11 protein-coding genes and 3 pseudogenes are annotated in these 17542 nt (G+C 69.7%); 7 read left to right on the top strand and 7 right to left on the bottom strand.

Going from position 1 to position 17542, the window contains the following annotated elements; translation table 11 throughout:
- The 3 genes and pseudogenes from IH13_RS0114345 to IH13_RS0114335 form a co-directional block, all read left to right on the top strand.
- Nucleotides 1-377 (top strand): annotated as a pseudogene (locus IH13_RS0114345) (BREX-2 system phosphatase PglZ); the annotation flags it as partial.
- Nucleotides 374-1708, top strand: coding sequence for a BREX system ATP-binding protein BrxD (gene brxD / locus IH13_RS0114340; RefSeq protein ID WP_031084430.1), 1335 nt, complete (start codon nucleotides 374-376; stop codon nucleotides 1706-1708). The pseudogene IH13_RS0114345 and the gene brxD, both read left to right, overlap by 4 nt.
- Nucleotides 1705-3858 carry a DEAD/DEAH box helicase gene (locus IH13_RS0114335; protein WP_031084428.1) on the top strand — a complete coding sequence of 718 codons (2154 nt, stop codon included), beginning with the start codon at nucleotides 1705-1707 and terminating at the stop codon, nucleotides 3856-3858. The genes brxD and IH13_RS0114335 overlap by 4 nt, the downstream gene beginning before the upstream one ends.
- A 131-nt stretch (nucleotides 3859-3989) precedes the next feature.
- Here the strand turns inward: IH13_RS0114335 and IH13_RS37460 are convergent, their stop codons facing one another.
- Nucleotides 3990-5093 (bottom strand): ISAs1 family transposase, encoded by a 1104-nt coding sequence (locus IH13_RS37460; protein ID WP_234433298.1) that lies wholly within the window; start codon nucleotides 5091-5093, stop codon nucleotides 3990-3992.
- A 512-nt stretch (nucleotides 5094-5605) separates the two neighbouring features.
- Nucleotides 5606-7135: a helix-turn-helix domain-containing protein gene (locus tag IH13_RS0114325; RefSeq protein ID WP_031084427.1), complete on the bottom strand. Its 1530-nt coding sequence runs from the start codon at nucleotides 7133-7135 to the stop codon at nucleotides 5606-5608.
- Nucleotides 7136-7800: 665 nt separating this feature from the next.
- Between IH13_RS0114325 and acnA the strand changes: the two genes are divergently transcribed.
- Nucleotides 7801-10515: an aconitate hydratase AcnA gene (gene acnA / locus IH13_RS0114320; protein ID WP_031084425.1), complete on the top strand. Its 2715-nt coding sequence runs from the start codon at nucleotides 7801-7803 to the stop codon at nucleotides 10513-10515.
- Nucleotides 10516-10597: 82 nt separating this feature from the next.
- A pseudogene (locus IH13_RS37455) lies at nucleotides 10598-11868 on the top strand (ROK family protein).
- 449 nt (nucleotides 11869-12317) lie between these two features.
- Here the strand turns inward: IH13_RS37455 and IH13_RS37450 are convergent.
- Complete coding sequence (locus tag IH13_RS37450; RefSeq protein WP_158791175.1) at nucleotides 12318-12566, bottom strand: hypothetical protein; 249 nt, start codon at nucleotides 12564-12566, stop codon at nucleotides 12318-12320.
- A gap of 366 nt (nucleotides 12567-12932) precedes the next feature.
- On the opposite strand from IH13_RS37450, the gene IH13_RS43445 reads away from it, so the two are divergent.
- Entirely contained in the window at nucleotides 12933-13124 is a 192-nt protein-coding gene (locus tag IH13_RS43445; RefSeq protein ID WP_158791173.1) for a hypothetical protein, read from the top strand.
- Between the two features lie 24 nt (nucleotides 13125-13148).
- On the opposite strand, the gene IH13_RS0114300 is transcribed toward IH13_RS43445, so the two are convergent.
- Nucleotides 13149-14240 carry a YihY/virulence factor BrkB family protein gene (locus IH13_RS0114300; RefSeq protein WP_031084423.1) on the bottom strand — a complete coding sequence of 364 codons (1092 nt, stop codon included), beginning with the start codon at nucleotides 14238-14240 and terminating at the stop codon, nucleotides 13149-13151.
- 137 nt (nucleotides 14241-14377) lie between these two features.
- Here IH13_RS0114300 and IH13_RS0114295 point away from each other — a divergent pair, with 137 nt between their 5' ends.
- A complete protein-coding gene (locus IH13_RS0114295) occupies nucleotides 14378-14638 on the top strand; it encodes a GlsB/YeaQ/YmgE family stress response membrane protein (protein WP_031084421.1) in 261 nt (86 codons plus the stop codon).
- Between the two features lie 126 nt (nucleotides 14639-14764).
- Here the strand turns inward: IH13_RS0114295 and IH13_RS37445 are convergent.
- The 3 genes and pseudogenes from IH13_RS37445 to IH13_RS0114280 form a co-directional block, all read right to left on the bottom strand.
- Nucleotides 14765-16116, bottom strand: a pseudogene (locus IH13_RS37445) (GH1 family beta-glucosidase).
- 8 nt (nucleotides 16117-16124) lie between these two features.
- Nucleotides 16125-16982, bottom strand: coding sequence for a carbohydrate ABC transporter permease (locus tag IH13_RS0114285; protein ID WP_037841358.1), 858 nt, complete (start codon nucleotides 16980-16982; stop codon nucleotides 16125-16127).
- A gap of 5 nt (nucleotides 16983-16987) precedes the next feature.
- A partial coding sequence (locus IH13_RS0114280; protein ID WP_158791171.1) for a carbohydrate ABC transporter permease occupies nucleotides 16988-17542 on the bottom strand: 555 nt, incomplete at its 5' end.

Genomic DNA, 17542 nt, shown 5'->3' with positions numbered 1-17542 from the left:
CGCCTGCCGATGCGCCCCAGGTCCCCGCCACCCTTGGCGGGCGCGTGGTGGCGAGCGAGGTCTACGAGGCGCAGAAGGAGTACGTCCGCAAGGCCCCTGAGGGCAAGGTGGTTGCTGCCGTCATCGACGCTCTTGCCGCTGCCGGAGGCACCATGTCGCCGGCCGCGCTCGCCGCCGCCATCTCGGCCACCGGCAGGGTACGGCGCAATATCGAGGGCTTCGTCGCCACGGTGCAGCGCCTGCTCAACGTCGAGGGATACCCCGTGCTCGGCTTCGTCGAGGCCGGTCACGCGGTCAAGCTCGACGTCGCTCTGCTGCGGGACCAGTTCCTGCAGGTGCGGGCGACGAACGAGAAACCAGGAAAGGAGAAGCCATGACCGCGGCGGCATCGGCCAGTGCCGTACGCATGCGTGAAGTCATCGACGCGCTGCGGCGCGGGACAGTCCCGCAGTCCGGACTCGACCTGTTCGCCGTCGGCCTCGGCCGGTTCGAGGCGGCACTCGACGACGACCTTTCGGTCACCGCACGCGGAGGCGCTGCCTTCCACGCCATCCGCGGTGAGTACGGCTCCGGCAAGACCTTCTTCGTCCGGTGGCTCGCCGAACGCGCCAAACGGGCCGGGCTGGCCACTGCCGAAGTACAGATCTCGGAGACGGAAACGCCGCTGCACCGGCTGGAGACCGTCTACCGCAGGCTCACCGAACGCCTGACGACCGCCACCCACCAACCCAGCGCGCTACGGGCGATCGTCGACTCCTGGTTCTACACCCTGGAGGAAGAAGTCCTGGACGCAGGTGAGACGGACGAGGAGGACGAGACGTCACTCGCCGCGGCCGTCGACGCTCTGATGGAGCGGCGCCTCGCCGACGTCGCCAGGACGACCCCCGCTTTCGCAGCGGCCCTGCGGGGCTACCGGCGGGCGGTGACGACCGGAGACGGCGCAACCGCGGAAGCGCTCATCGCCTGGCTCGGCGGACAGAAGTCGGTTGCCGCCTCCGCCCGTCGTAGCGCGGGTGTACGGGGCGACCTCGACCATTTCGCCGCCCTCGGCTTCCTGCAAGGGCTGCTCACGGTCCTCCGCGACTGCGGCCACCCCGGGCTCCTCCTCGTCCTCGACGAGACCGAGACCCTGCAAAGGGTCCGCGGGGACGTTCGGGAGAAGGGCCTCAACGCGCTGCGACAACTCTTGGACGAGATCGACGCCGGCCGCTTCCCCGGGCTCTTCCTCGTCATCACGGGCACCCCTGGGTTCTACGACGGACAACAGGGTGTGCAGCGGCTCCCCCCGCTGGCTCAACGGCTGGCCACCGACTTCACGACTGACCCGCGCTTCGACTCTCCACGAGCCGTACAGCTGCGTCTGCAGGGCTTCGACCTCACGCAGCTGACTGAACTGGGGCGCTCGGTGCGGGACCTGTACGGGCAGATCGCCCGCAGCCCTGAGCGTGTCGCGCACCGGGTCGACGACGACTACCTCGCGGAATTGGCCCACGCCGTCACCGGCAGGCTCGGCGGGCAGGTTGGCATCGCCCCGCGTGTGTTCCTGCGCAAACTGGTCGCCGATATCCTCGACCGGGTTGACGAATTCGACGACTTCGACCCCCGCACGCACTACGCGCTCACCGTCACCGCGGCCGAACTCACCGAAGTCGAACGCAACGCGGCGGCGTCGGGGGACGCCGGATCGATCGCACTGGAACTGCCGTGAGCGCGGCGGACCTGGACCCGGCGCTCGTACACCACATTGTCAACACGCTGGGCTGGCGGAGCCTGCGCCCCCTCCAGGAGGAGGCAGTCACTCCCCTGGCCGACGGGAACGACGCCGTTCTGCTCGCGCCCACCGCCGGAGGCAAGACCGAAGCGGCAGTCTTTCCCCTGCTGACGAGGATGACTGAACGGCGTTGGAGCGGCACCTCCGTGCTTTACGTCTGTCCGCTGAAAGCGCTGCTCAACAATCTCCTGCCCAGACTGGAGACCTATACCTCCTGGCTGGGACGGACCGCCGCCCTGTGGCACGGGGACACGCCGGCCGGCTTCCGCAAGCGCATTCTGACCGCAAGACCCGACGTCCTGCTGACCACACCCGAATCGCTCGAAGCGATGCTGGTGAGTGTCAATGTGGACCACGCTTCGTTCTTCTCGGGCCTTCAGGCCGTCGTGGTGGACGAGGTGCACGCCTTCGCCGGCGACGACCGCGGCTGGCATCTCCTTGCCGTACTGGAAAGGCTGCAACGCGTCGCGGGCAGCCCTCTGCAGCGGGTCGGTCTCTCGGCGACCATCGGCAATCCGGAAGCGCTGCTCCAGTGGCTGCAGGGCTCAGGGGCGGGTAAACGGCCGGGTCGGGTCATCGCCCCGGAGCTCCCCCCGCGCGGCAGTGTGCCCTCGCCCACAACTCTGGGGGGAGCGACGGGAGCGGCCGTCGTACCGCCGGGCGACATCCAGCTCGACCACGTCGGCTCGCTCGACAACGCGGCCACTGTCATTGCCGCGCTGCACCGGGGTGAGAAGCGGCTGGTCTTCTGTGAATCACGTCGGTACGTCGAGGAATTGGGCGAGAAACTGCGGGCGAAAGGCGTGACGACTTTCCTCTCGCATGCCTCACTCTCCCTCGACGAACGCAGACGCGCCGAGACGGCCTTCGCCGAGGCGCGGGACTGCGTCATCATCTCCACCAGCACCCTCGAACTCGGCATCGACGTAGGCGACCTGGACCGCGTGATTCAGATTGATGCCCCTGGATCCGTCGCGTCCTTTCTTCAACGGCTCGGCCGCTCCGGACGCCGCGAAGGGGCGCTGCGCAACTGTCTGTTCCTCGTTCTGGACGAGGATGGGCTGCTCGAGGCTGCAGGCTTGCTGCTGAAGTGGTCACAGGGATGGGTGGAGCCGGTCGTGGCTCCACCCGAGCCGCGGCACATCGTCGCCCAGCAGCTTTTGGCTCTGTGTTTGCAGGAACACCGCGTCGGTGAGCACCTGTGGCAGGAATGGTGGAACGGCCTGGATCCCTTCGGTTCGTCCGCAGAGCCGATCGTGCGTCACCTGGTCGATCAGGGCTATCTCGACCGGGACGGCGGCATGCTGTTCATCGGGCCGGAGGCCGAACGGCGCTTCGGGCACCGTCATTTCATGAGTCTCACCGCAGTGTTCACCGCCCCGCCGCAGTTCACGGTTCTGCAAGGCCGCCAGGAGATCGGCCGTATCGATCCCAGTCTGCTCACGGAGCGGGTGGACGGACCGCGCCGCCTGCTGTTGGCGGGACGGAGCTGGCAGGTCACCTATATCGACTGGCGACGCAAACGCTGCTTCGTCGAGCCTGTCGACAGTGGGGGCAAGGCGAAGTGGAGCGGCGCCGGATTCGGCATGGCCGGCTCCTACGAGCTCACTCGGGCGGAGCGGCAGGTGTTGCTGGGTGAGGACCCGCCGGTTGCCCTGACACCACGCGCAATCAGGGCGTTGCGGCAGGCGCGAGAGGCATACCTGGAGCGGGTACACCCGGCAGGCACTCTGATCATCCGTGACTCAGGGGGGCAGATGAGGTGGTGGACCTGGGCAGGCCATCGTGCGAACGCCACGCTCGCTGCGACTCTCGATGGCGTCGCGGTACCAGGCCAAGCCGTCAATGATCGCTGGATCCGGCTGCGGGAGGATCTCGATCCGACGGCTTGGAAAGCCGTTACTGCGGAGGCCGCTGAGCGCCTATGTCTCCCGGCCACTGATGAGCGAGCTCTCCGCGGTCTGAAATTCGCTGACGCCCTGCCGCCCCGCCTCTCTGAGGCGACGCTGGCAGCCCGAATGGCGGACATGGACTCTTCTGCGCTGGCGTTGTCGGAGCCCATGCGCTTCGTTTCGCTTGGTCGCTGACTTGTCGTCGGCTCGCTGCCCGTCGGCGTGTTCAAGTTGTTGGGCGTATTGCCGTCCCGGCGGCGGGCGGCTCCCAGGGTCTGTTGCAAGATCGCTTTCTGTCCGGGTTCATCCGGTGAGCCCGAGGGCGGTCAGGGGCCTGTGGCAGTCGCGGGCAGCGTGACGTAGGGCGGCGGCGATGTTGACCCGTCATCTTGGCGGTGGATACCGATGGCGAGGTTGCGGAGCCCGGCCATGATCCGTGGCAGGTGGCCTGTGCGGATCTTGGAATCGTCCTCGCGGAAGGTGCGGTCCCTCACGTGATGCAGAAGGTTCTCGATCTTCCAGTGGCCCTTGATCCAAGCTGCGATCTGGGCTTCGCTCGCCGCACCGGGCGGCAGGCTGGTGATCGGGTAGACCCGCTCGATCGTCAGCTTGCCGGTAGCGAGGTCCCGTCTCCGGCGCACGATTTGGAGGGCTTGTTGAGCGTTGGGGTAGTCAATGTGAGCGAAGGCCGCGGTCTTCAGGCGGCGGATCTCCTGGCGGTGGTGGGCATGGGTGCGCTCGTACTGGTCGAGGCCGATCTCCGGCCAGGGCAGCCGGCGGACGCGTTCGAGCAGGCCGGGATGATTGGCCTTGACGACGGCGATGTAGTGGGCGCCGCGCGTGCGGAGGTAGGCGCCGTGGGCATGCTGGGTGTGCAGGGCGTCGGCGGTGATCACCGTGCTGGAGAGGTCGACGGTGTCCAACAGGGGCGCGAAGGCGGGGATTTCGTTGCTCATGTCGGCGATCTGACGCTGGGCGAGGACGTTTCCGGTGTGGTCCATCGCGGCCAGCAGTGTGACGGCCGGGGCGGTGGCCGTTCGCGAGCCGCGCAGTACCTTCCCGTCGACGGCGATCGCTCGCAATCCGGCGGGCACGGGGGCGGCGCGGGCGGCGAGAAAGGTGCCGATCGCCTGGTCGAGGGCGTCGCCGTCGAGCTGGGCCAACAGTCGGCGCAGGGTCTGGGGGTGCGGCACGGACACGGTTCCGGTCAGCGGGTCGACGGGGAAACCGAGCGCCCGGCGGGCCCACGCCGGAGCGTCCGCGATCCACTCGGTCATCGCGCTCAGCGAGCGGGTGCCTGCCAGCACACTCGCCGCCACGGCGGACACCAGCGCGGAAAGAAGATAACGCCGCCCACGTAGCCCGCGCGGATCGGGTATCAGGTCCAGGAACCCGGATAGCGCGACCGCGTCCGGCAACGGCGCCGGCATGGAAGCGAGGGCCAGTTGATCCAGGCCGCAGAGCGTGAGGGAAGATGCAGGAGCAGGCACGGACTCGCCAAGTGATCATGGGACGTAGACACTCACCTGATCACCTGATCACCGAGACCGTGCCTGCGCCGCGTTTCAACCGAAGCGGGCTTACCGCTCAGTTCAACCCCACTCCGGCGAATCGGGCGAACGTTGATCTTGCAACGGACCCTGGGGCGGCTCCGCAGACTCCCTCTGACAGGGCCGACAAGATTCGGCCGTGACGCTCGTTTGACGCTCCCGAGGGGGAGAAGCCGCTCCTCGGGAGCGACAGACACGTCTGACCTGCTGATCCACCGGGCCTTGCGTCCGTGACGTGTTTCCGATGACGCACCATGTGGAGAGGGCGGTGTTCGAATGCCGTCGTTCCTGATTCAAAGTCCCAGAAAAGTCCCAGGGGCTCCGTCGCACCCCTCCTGACCTTGCATTTGTGCAGTTCAGGAGGGGTGCGACGATGCTATTCCTGCGGGCTTTCAGATGTCCCGGAAGATCTCGATCTGCGCCCCCACCGAGTTCAGCCGCTCCGCCAGCTCCTCGTAACCGCGGTTGATCACGTACACGTTGCGCAGCACCGACGTGCCCTCGGCCGCCATCATCGCCAGCAGCACCACCACCGCCGGCCGCAGCGCGGGCGGGCACATCATCTCGGCGGCGCGCCAGCGGGTCGGGCCTTCCACCAGGACCCGGTGCGGGTCGAGGAGTTGGAGCCTGCCGCCGAGGCGGTTGAGATCGGTGAGGTAGATGGCGCGGTTGTCGTAGACCCAGTCGTGGATGAGGGTCTGGCCGTGCGCGGCGGCGGCGATGGCCGCGAAGAACGGGACGTTGTCGATGTTCAGGCCGGGGAACGGCATCGGGTGGATCTTGTCGATGGGCGCCTCCAGTTTGGAGGGCCGGACCGTCAGGTCGACCAGCCGGGTCCGGCCGTTGTCGGCCGCGTACTCCGGGGTGCGGTCGCAGTCGACGCCCATCTCCTCCAGGACCGCGAGCTCGATCTCCAGGAACTCGATCGGTACCCGGCGGATCGTCAGCTCCGACTCCGTGACGACCGCGGCGGCCAGCAGGCTCATCGCCTCGACCGGGTCCTCGGAGGGGGAGTAGTCGACGTCCACGTCGATCTCGGGCACGCCGTGCACGGTCAGCGTCGTCGTACCGACGCCGTCCACGCGTACGCCGAGCGCCTCCAGGAAGAAGCACAGGTCCTGGACCATGTAGTTGGAGGAGGCGTTGCGGATGACGGTCGTGCCGTCGTGCCGGGCGGCGGCCAGCAGCGCGTTCTCCGTCACCGTGTCGCCGCGCTCGGTCAGGACGATCGGCCGTTCCGGCCTGACCGCCGGGTCGACCTGTGCGTGGTACAGCCCGTCGGTGGCCGCGATGTCGAGACCGAAGCGGCGCAGGGCGATCATGTGCGGCTCGATGGTCCGCGTGCCGAGGTCGCAGCCGCCGGCGTACGGCAGCGTGAAGCGGTCCGTACGGTGGAGCAGCGGGCCGAGGAACATGATGATGGAGCGGGTCCGGCGGGCGGCGTCCGCGTCGATCGACTCCAGCTCCAGCTGCGCGGGCGGCAGGATCTCCAGGTCGAGGCCGTCGTTGATCCAGCGGGTGCGCACCCCGATGGAGTTGAGGACCTCCAGCAGCCGGAAGACCTCCTCGATGCGGGCGACCCGGCGCAGTACGGTGCGGCCCTTGTTGAGCAGTGACCCGCAGAGCAGGGCGACGCAGGCGTTCTTGCTGGTCTTGACGTCGATGGCGCCGGACAGGCGGCGCCCACCGACGACTCGCAGGTGCATCGGGCCGGCGTACCCGAGTGACACGATCTCGCTGTCGAGGGCCTCGCCGATGCGGGCGATCATCTCAAGGCTGATGTTCTGGTTGCCGCGCTCGATGCGGTTGACGGCGCTCTGGCTGGTGGCGAGCGCCTCGGCAAGCTGTGTCTGCGTCCAGCCCCGGTGCTGACGGGCGTCACGGATGAGCTTGCCGATACGTACGAGGTAGTCGTCTTCCATGGCTTAACGCTATCTCAGATATGAGATGAAGATCGCACCGGGGTGTGTGTTTCAGGTGCCCGTCGCGTGTCCGCGCCGCGTACGGACAGCCAACTCGACGGTCGTCCGCCCCGCGGCATCCGGCGCGCGCAGCTCGGCCGAACGGGTGGCGCCCGGTGCGGTGGTCGGGCGGCGGTGGCGGATCGTCCCACGCCGGCCGAACGGTCCCCGCGGGTCCGTCGAGGGGGTGCGGCGGGCGCCACGGCCCGGCGGGTGCGTGCAGGGCCCTGGCGCCCGCCGGGCGGGACGGGTCGGGGGGTCCGGTCCGGGGGGAGCCGGGCGGCCGGAGAGGGGCTGGGCGTCCCCGCGGGGCGCGGTCGGCGTCCGCGCCTCCCCGTCGAAGTCCGGGTTTTCCGGTACCGCCGCTCCTTGAGCGGGAAGGAGGGGGTGAGGACCCGCAGGTGCGGTCGTGCCCGGTGCCCGGGCATGACCGCACGGCGGTGATGTACTAGAGTTATCTCGACATCGAGATATCTGCCGAGGCGCACCGCAGCCGCCGTTCGGTAAGGGTTACCTAACTAATCCTTACCTTAGCGGATGGTGGGGGCCGCAGGCGGCACCGAGCGGCGCCGGCCGCCTATGAGGCGCGGCGCGGTTGAACGCGCACATTGAAGAAGGAGACTGTCGTGTCGGCGAACAGCTTCGACGCCCGCAGCACGCTGCGCGTGGGCGACGAGTCGTACGAGATCTTCAGGCTGGACAAGGTCGAGGGCTCCGCGCGCCTCCCTTACAGCCTGAAGGTGCTGCTGGAGAACCTGCTCCGCACCGAGGACGGCGCGAACATCACCGCCGACCACATCCGGGCGCTGGGCGGATGGGACTCCCAGGCCCAGCCCAGCCAGGAGATCCAGTTCACGCCGGCCCGCGTGATCATGCAGGACTTCACGGGCGTCCCGTGTGTCGTGGACCTCGCCACCATGCGTGAGGCCGTCAAGGAGCTCGGCGGCGACCCGGCGAAGATCAACCCGCTGGCCCCGGCCGAGCTGGTCATCGACCACTCCGTCATCGCCGACAAGTTCGGCACCAACGAGGCGTTCGCGCAGAACGTCGAGCTGGAGTACGGCCGTAACAAGGAGCGCTACCAGTTCCTGCGCTGGGGCCAGACCGCCTTCGACGAGTTCAAGGTCGTCCCCCCGGGCACCGGCATCGTCCACCAGGTCAACATCGAGCACCTGGCCCGCACGGTCATGGTCCGGAACGGCCAGGCGTACCCCGACACCCTCGTCGGCACCGACTCCCACACCACGATGGTCAACGGCCTGGGCGTCCTGGGCTGGGGCGTCGGCGGCATCGAGGCCGAGGCCGCGATGCTCGGCCAGCCGGTCTCCATGCTCATCCCGCGCGTCGTCGGCTTCAAGCTGACCGGCGAGCTCCCGGCCGGCACCACCGCCACCGACCTCGTGCTGACCATCACCGAGATGCTCCGCAAGCACGGCGTCGTCGGCAAGTTCGTCGAGTTCTACGGTGAGGGCGTCGCCGCCACCTCCCTCGCGAACCGCGCCACCATCGGCAACATGTCGCCCGAGTTCGGCTCCACCGCCGCGATCTTCCCGATCGACGACGAGACGCTGAACTACCTGCGCCTGACGGGCCGTGACGCCCAGCAGGTCGCCCTCGTCGAGGCGTACGCCAAGGAGCAGGGCCTCTGGCTGGACCCGGCCGCCGAGCCGGACTTCTCCGAGAAGCTGGAGCTCGACCTCTCCACGGTCGTCCCCTCCATCGCCGGCCCGAAGCGCCCGCAGGACCGCATCGTCCTGGCCAACGCCTCCCAGCAGTTCGCCCAGGACGTCCGCAACTACGTGGACTGCGTCGACGAGGCGGGCAAGGAGTCCTTCCCGGCCTCCGACTCCCCGGCGATCGCCCCGGGCGGCCCGTCGAACCCGGTCGCCGTGACCGCCCCCGACGGCACCACGTACGAGCTGGACCACGGCGCCGTCACCGTCGCCGCGATCACCTCCTGCACCAACACCTCGAACCCGTACGTCATGGTCGCCGCGGCGCTCGTGGCGAAGAAGGCGGTCGAGAAGGGCCTGACCCGCAAGCCCTGGGTCAAGACCACCCTCGCCCCGGGCTCCAAGGTCGTCACCGACTACTTCGACAAGGCGGGCCTGACCCCGTACCTCGACAAGGTCGGCTTCAACCTCGTCGGTTACGGCTGCACGACCTGCATCGGCAACTCCGGCCCGCTGCCGGACGAGGTCTCCAAGGCCGTCAACGAGCACGACCTGGCCGTGACCTCGGTGCTCTCCGGCAACCGCAACTTCGAGGGCCGGATCAACCCCGACGTCAAGATGAACTACCTGGCGTCCCCGCCGCTGGTCGTCGCGTACGCCCTCGCCGGTTCGATGAAGGTCGACATCACCAAGGACGCCCTCGGCGTCGACCAGGACGGCAAGCCCGTCCACCTCGCGGACATCTGGCCCACCGAGGCCGAGGTCAACGACGTCGTGGCGAACGCCATCGGCGAGGACATGTTCAACAAGTCCTACCAGGACGTCTTCGCGGGCGACGCCCAGTGGCAGGCGCTGTCGATCCCGACCGGCAACACCTTCGAGTGGGACTCCGAGTCCACCTACGTGCGCAAGCCCCCGTACTTCGAGGGCATGACCATGGAGACCAGCCCGGTCGAGGACATCACCGGCGCCCGTGTCCTGGCCAAGCTGGGCGACTCGGTCACCACCGACCACATCTCCCCGGCCGGTGCGATCAAGGCCGACACCCCGGCCGGCAAGTACCTCACGGAGCACGGCATCGAGCGCCGTGACTTCAACTCCTACGGCTCCCGCCGTGGCAACCACGAGGTCATGATCCGCGGCACCTTCGCCAACATCCGTCTGCGCAACCAGATCGCGCCGGGCACGGAGGGCGGCTTCACCCGCGACTTCACCCAGGACGGCGGTCCGGTGTCGTTCATCTACGACGCCTCGCAGAACTACCAGGCCGCCGGCACCCCGCTGGTCATCCTGGCGGGCAAGGAGTACGGCTCCGGCTCGTCCCGCGACTGGGCCGCCAAGGGCACCGCGCTCCTCGGCGTCAAGGCCGTCATCGCCGAGTCCTACGAGCGCATCCACCGCTCGAACCTCATCGGCATGGGCGTCCTCCCGCTCCAGTTCCCGGAGGGCCAGACCGCCGAGACGCTCGGTCTGACCGGTGAGGAGACCTTCTCCTTCGCCGGCGTGACCGAGCTGAACGAGGGCACCACGCCCCGCACGGTCAAGGTCACCACCGACACCGGTGTGGAGTTCGACGGCGTCGTCCGCATCGACACCCCCGGCGAGGCGGACTACTACCGCAACGGCGGCATCCTGCAGTACGTGCTCCGCAGCCTGATCCGCAAGTAGGGGCTCAGGAAGCAGGCGAGGGCCGCACCCCGGCGGGTGCGGCCCTTCGCCGTGCCGTTCAGGTCGTTAGGCTCGACACGCTATGAACAAGTCCCTCACCTCACCGGCGGCCAAGGCCGGGCACGAGTCCGTGCGACGCCACAACCTCAGCCTCGTGCTGCGCACCGTGCGCGAGGAGGGCGAGGTCACCCGGGCGAGGGTGGCGAGCCTCGTCGGACTCACCCGGGCCGCCGTCTCCTCCCTCGTCGAGGAGCTCCTCGGACTAAGAGACAGGTCTCCTCCCGCGGCGAGGAGCTCCTCGGACTCGGCTGCCTCAGCGAGTCGGGCAAGACCTCCAGCGGATCCGCCGGACGTCCCGGCACCGTCCTCACCCTCTCCCGGACCGGGCCGGCCGGGCTCGGGGTGGAGATCAACATCGACTACGTGTCGGTCTGCGCCGTCGACCTCACCGGCACGGACCGGGTCCGGGTCACCGAACACACCGACCACCGAGGCGTCCCGCCCGCCGAGGTCCTCGCCCACGCCGCCCGGCTCACCAACCGGGTCATCGGCTCCACCCGCGAACAGCACCTGCGCGTCGTCGGCGTCGAACTGGCCCTGCCCGGCCTCGTCTCCGGCGGTGTCGTCCGCCAGGCGCCCAACCTCGGCTGGAGCCGGGTCGCCGCCGAAGGCATCTTCGGGCAGGCCCTCGGGACGCTGCGCCCGGCCGGGCGCGCACTGCCCGTCGGCTCCGACAACGAGGCCAACCTGGCGGCCCTGGCCGAGTACTGGTTCGGCGGACTCGGCGGCCTGCGCACCTTCCTCTATCTCACCGGTGAGATCGGCGTGGGCGGCGCGCTCGTCGTGAACGGTCAGATGCTGCGGGGCGCCCACGGTTTCGCGGGCGAGATCGGCCACGTGGTCGTCGATCCGCAGGGACCCCTGTGCCGGTGCGGGGCGCACGGCTGCCTGGAGCAGTACGCCGGCCGGGGCGCCCTCCTCACGGCCGCCGGCATCGACCCGGACCTGGGCGTACGGGGCATCGCGGAGCTGGAACAGCGCGCGGCCGCCGGGGAGGCGCGGGCCGTCGAGGCCCTGGCCACGGCGGGGGACCGGCTGGGGGTGGTCCTGGCCGGGGCGGTCAACCTCTTCGACCCCGAGGCGGTCGTGCTGGGCGGGATCTACCGCACCCTGATGCCGTGGCTGGAGCGGTCCGCCGACGCCCAGCTCACCGCCCGGGTCGTCTCGGGCCGCTGGCACGCGGGCGGCAGCCGACTGCGGGCCTCGTCCCGCTCCGGCGACGCGGCCCGGGGCGCGGCGGCCCGGGTGATGTACGAGGTGATGGAGAACCCGGCGGCCTACGCGGTGCGTTGAGACCTCGGCGGGTACCGGAGGCACGGAACCCGGGGCGAGAACTCCGACTCCCCCTCGGGACGCGGTTGCCGTGCATGCAGCGAGGTAATGGAGGGTCGGCGCACACCGGCCCCGCGGGCAGAGCCGCCGGGCACCGCGCGGACCCGAGCACCGGCGGGTACCAGGGCCCGCGGGTACCAGGACCCGCGGGCACCAGGACCCGCGGGTACCAGGGCCCGCGGGCACGAGGACAACCGGCCCGGATGCCGCCTCGCGATCCGGCGCGGCCGTCCGGCTCCCGGGCTCCACCGGTCGGTGACCGATCCGACGGTCACCGACCGGTGCCCGTCCCCCCGGCCTGTCACCGCCCGTGGTCGCCCCCCCGGCCTGTCACCGCCCGTGGCCGTCCCCGCGGCCCTCGGACAGCGCTCCCCGGCCGGGGAGCGCGTTCCTCGCGTCGGGCGGTCCGCTCAGCGGACCCACTCCTCCCAGAAGAGCGTGCTCGGGTTCCAGCGGCACTGGAACTCGGTGTACCCGTTCTGCTCGAGGTCGAGCCGGCCCTCCAGCTGGCATTCGTCGTGGGTCCGGGTGCCGCCGGCCAGGTGGAAGCCATCGGGATCGGTGACCACGGCAGACGCGGAACCCGCGGTCAGCGGGATGGTGACCGCCGCGGCGCCGACGACGGCGGCAGCGGCGATACGGGAACGCCATGACTTCACGTACATCTCCTCACGGACGGAGCCGGGCCGGGGCAGGCCGGCCGCCGGCTCTGTGCAACTTACGGAGAGGAGGACGGCCGCGCCCCGACGAAGGGTTCCGGGCAGATGGGGAGCTTCCGTGAACACGTACGGGTCCGGCTCAACTCAGGTGCCGCACCGGCAAGTTCCGGCAGGGCGGGAGCGGGCCGCAGGTCGGCGAAGTCGCCCGCGAGCACGGCCGGCACCCTGGCGAGGGCGTCCAGCGCGCCTGAACGCCCGTCCGCATAGGATGCGCCCCACGAACGGGGCGTACGGGAGAAGGACTGGAGGCCGAAGGTGTTTGGGGGAAGAAAAAGGGAGGGCGGGCTGCCGAGGATCCCGCGGAGCGTGGATCCACGGCGAGCCCGTGTCCTGCCCGTGCCGGAGGAGGCGCAGGCCGACGCGCGCATGTTCATGCTGGGGGGCGACACCATCCGGGCGCTCAAGGTGATCGTGGACACGACGGGCTACGACCTACGCCAGGCCCGGGACATCGTGTACGCGCTGGTCTACGACGTCGAGGTACCGAGGGGGAGTTGAGGACGAGGCGCGGCGTACCCCGGCTCAGTCGAGGTGGCGCAGGTCCTCCTCGGACCACCTGGCCGTGTCGCGGGGCTCGACGTACGGCTCCTCGGTCGCGGGGAGACCGCCGTCGATGGCGCGCTGGCGTGCCATCTCCGCGTCGAATTCGAGGCCGAGCAGGATCGCCAGGTTGGTGATCCACAGCCACACGAGGAAGACGATCACACCGGCGAGGGCGCCGTACGTCTTGTTGTACGAGGAGAAGGACGCCACGTACAGGGCGAAGCCGCCGGAGGCGAGCATCCAGAGCAGCAGCGCGACGAGGCTGCCCGGGGTCACCCACCGGAAGCCTCGGCCCCGTGCGTTGGGCGCGGCCCAGTACAGGAGCGCGATCATGGCGACGACGAGCAGGACCAGAACCGGCCACTTGGCGATCGACCACGCCGTCATGGCGGTGTCGCCGATTCCGAGCGCGGAACCGGCCCGCCGGGCGAGGGGGCCGGTGAAGACCACGATCAGCGCGCTGACGACCGCCAGCACCATGAGGGTCACCGTCAGCCCGAGGCGCAGCGGCAGCACCTTCCAGACGGGCCGCCCCTCGGGCATGTCGTAGAGGGCGTTGGCGGAACGGATGAACGCCCCGATGTAGCCGGAGGCCGACCAGAGGGCCAGCACCAGACCGACGACGGCCATCAGGGAACCCGTGCCGCCCTTGCCCTGCAACTGCTCCACGGCGTCGGACAGGATGTCCCGGACCGGGCCGGGGGCGAGGTTCTCCAGGTTGTCCATCACCTGCCGGGTGGCGGACTCACCCGCGACGCCCAGCAGGGACACCAGCAGCAGCAGGGCGGGGAAGAGCGACAGCACGCCGTAGTAGGTCAGGGCGGCGGCCCGGTCGGCGAGCTCGTCGTCCGCGAACTCCCGTACCGTGCGCTTCAGTACCGCCCACCACGACGCGCTGGGCATGGCGGTCGGTTCGTCGGGGGCGTTGCGCTCCACCTCCGGTCCCGGCCCGACGAGATCCGGATCCGGTACGTCCTCACCCGTGCCGTGCACGCGGTCGTCGGGTGCGCGGTGTCCGGGGATGCCGCCGGGGGCGGGGCGGGGCTGCTGGGGTTGCGGTGTCCGTGCCATGGGATTCCGGTAACCGCCCCGGGACGACGGAAACGGAATTTTCCCCGCCGGGTGAACGGGGCATAGGCCAGGGCGTGCCGGGCATGTGGGCTGTAGCTTCCCGAAACGTTCAGGGCAGAGCTAGAGGAGGACTTGTCGTGTCATTCCTGTGGGCCATCATCGCGGGACTCATCATCGGCGTGCTGGCCAAGCTCGTCGTACCCGGTCGCCAGCCCATCCCCCTGTGGCTGACCACTCTTCTCGGTATCGTCGGCGCCCTCGTCGGCAACGCGATCGCCAGCGGTGTCGGCGTACGTGACACCGGGGGCATCGACTGGCTCCGCCACATCTTCCAGATCGGTGTCGCCGCGGTCCTCATCGCCTTCGTCACGCCTGTGTGGGCCCGGCGACGGACCTGACCCCCGCACTGCCGTCCTGCCCGCCGCACGACGCGGCCGGCAGGACGGTGCCATGTGCGGAGCGCCGCAGGGGCACGGTCGGCTGATCAGGCCGGACCGTGCCCCTGCCGCGCTCCCGCGCGCTCCTCAGGCCTTGTGCGCCGCGATCAGCTGCTGATACCAGCGGTAGCTGTCCTTCGGGGTGCGCTCCAGGGTGTCGTAGTCGACCCGGATGATCCCGAACCGCTTCGCGTACCCCAGCGCCCACTCGAAGTTGTCCAGCAGCGACCACACGTAGTAGCCCCGGACGTCGACGCCCGCGTCCATGGCCGTCCGCAGCGCCGTCAGGTGGGTGCGCAGGTACTCCACCCGGTCCGCGTCGTGGATCGCGCCGTCGGTCCCGACGGCATGTGCACCGGCGGCAGCGCCTCGCCGTAGGTCTGCTTCAGCGCCGTCAGCAGGTCGGTGAAGGTGTGCGGGACGACCGGCCAGCCCATCGCGGTCCTGCGGACGTCCGGGTACTCGCCCTCCGCGTACCGGTTGTCGGTGGCCACGCGCAGCGCCGGGTCGGCCTCGCGGTGCGGGGCGGCGGCGATCACGATCGGCCGGTAGTAGTTGATGCCGAGGAAGTCCATCGGCTGGGAGATCAGCTCCAGGTCACCGTCGCGGCGGAAGTCCTGGCCGGTGATCAGCTCGCCCCAGGTCTCCTCCTCGGTGGCCGGGTAGCGGCCCGCGAGCAGCGGCTCGGTCCACACCAGGTTGTGCTGGGTGTCGGCCCGTACGACGGCCGCGAGGTCCGCGTCCGACTCGGTGGCCGGGACGTTGCGGTCCAGGTTCAGGGTGATGCCCGCCTCGCGGACCCCCGCCGCGCGCAGCGCGTTCATCGCGTGGCCGTGACCGACCAGCAGGTGGTGCGCGGCGGCCAGCGCCCCGCGCCCCTCCTGGGCGCCCGGCGCGTGCCGGCCCACCGAGTACCCCAGGAACGCGCTGCACCACGGCTCGTTGAGGGTGATCCAGCGCGGCACCCGGTCGCCCAGGTGCTCGGCCACGATCGCGGTGTACTCGCCGAACCGCTCAGCGGTCTCCCGTACCCGCCAGCCGCCCTTGTCCTCCAGGGCCTGCGGCAGGTCCCAGTGGTACAGGGTGGCCGCCGGCTCGATGCCCGCCTCCAGGAGGGAGTCGACCAGCCGGGAGTAGAAGTCCAGCCCCTTCGGGTTGACCGCCCCGCTGCCCTCGGCCTGGACACGGGACCAGGAGACCGAGAAGCGGTACGAGTCCACGCCCAGCTCGCGCAGGAGCGCCACGTCCTCGGGGTAGCGGTGGTAGTGGTCGCACGCCACGTCCCCCGTGTCACCGCCGTCCGTGCGGCCGGGGGTGTGGCTGTAGGTGTCCCAGATGGACGGACCTCGGCCGTCCTCCCGCACGGCGCCCTCGATCTGGTACGAGGCGGTGGCCGCGCCGAAGACGAAACCGGACGGGAAGACCGGGAACTCACTCATGGAAACCCCTACTTGACGGAACCGCCGGTGATCCCGGCGGCGATGTACTTCTGGGACAGGACGAGGAGGACCGCGGCGGGCACCGCGGAGAGCACGGAGGCGGCCATGACCGAACCCCAGTCGCCGACGTGCGCCCCGATGTACTGGTAGATGCCCAGCGTGATCGGCTTGACGTCGTCCGTGGTGTTCAGCGTCAGCGCGAACATGAAGTCGCTCCACGCGTACAGGAACGAGAAGAGCCCGGCGGTGATCAGGGAGTTGCGGCTCATCGGCAGGACGACCCGGACGAACGTGCGGACGCGGCCGGCGCCGTCCATCTCGGCGGCCTCGATGACCTCGCGCGGGATGGACACCATGAACGAGCGCATCAGCACGATGGCGAACGGGATGCCCAGCGAGGCGTCCGCCAGCATCAGCCCGAAGTAGGAGTTGACCAGGCCGAGATCGACGTACGCGCTGTACAGGGCGTTGGCGATGACGATGCCCGGCACCATCTGGGTGATGAGCGTGCCGAAGACGATCGTCTTGCCGCCGCGCAGGTCGAACTGCGCCAGCCCGTAGGCGGCGGGCGCGGAGATCGCCAGGCAGATGGCCACCGCGCCGAGCGCCACGGCCAGCGAGGTCAGCAGGTTGGCGCCCTGGTCGGTGAGGGCCGAGGAGAAACCGGAGAGGTCCAGGCTCGTCGGCACCGGGGCCACGTCGACCAGTGACGCGTCCGGCTGCAGCGCGGTGTTGATCATCCAGTACAGCGGGAACAGCATCACGGCGAGGAAGACGACGCCGAGGACGGTCGCACCCCAGCGGCGCTTCGGCCGGTGGGTGACTGCGGGAGCCGGGGAGGCGGGGGTCTGGGGGGTGGTCGCCATGCCGGTCACTTCCCCTCGTTGCGGTTGGCCCGCAGGTAGAACACCGCGAAGACGGCGGAGATCAGGATCAGGACGTTGCCGACCACGGCACCGGCACCGAAGTCCATCTGGACGAAGGAGTTCTGGTACGTGAGGGTGCCGAGGGTCTGCGTGGAGTCGGCCGGTCCGCCGTCGGTGAGCGCGAGGACCAGGTCGAGGATCTTGACCGTCGACATGAAGCCGAGCACCAGCACCACGGTGATGACGGGCTTGAGCACCGGCAGCGTCACCGAGCGGAACGTACGCCAGGCGGAGGCGCCGTCGAGGGCGGCCGCCTCGTGCAGCTCCTTGGGGACCTCCTGGAGGCCGCCGTAGAGGATCACCATGTTGAAGGGGATGCCGATCCAGATGTTCACCAGGATCACCGAGATCAGCGCCATGCTCGTGCTGGTCAGCCAGGGGGTGTCGCCGAGACCGAACGTGCCGAGGAAGGAGTTGAGGACCCCGGTGTCCTGGTCGAAGATGCGCCGCCAGACGATGCCGGAGACCACCATCGGGACCTGTCTCTTATACACATCTCT

This window comes from Streptomyces sp. NRRL WC-3549 (genome assembly GCF_000721935.1).
GTDB lineage: Bacteria > Actinomycetota > Actinomycetes > Streptomycetales > Streptomycetaceae > Streptomyces.
Note: the sequence above shows the minus strand (reverse complement) of the source record. Positions and strands in the feature narration are given on the sequence as shown.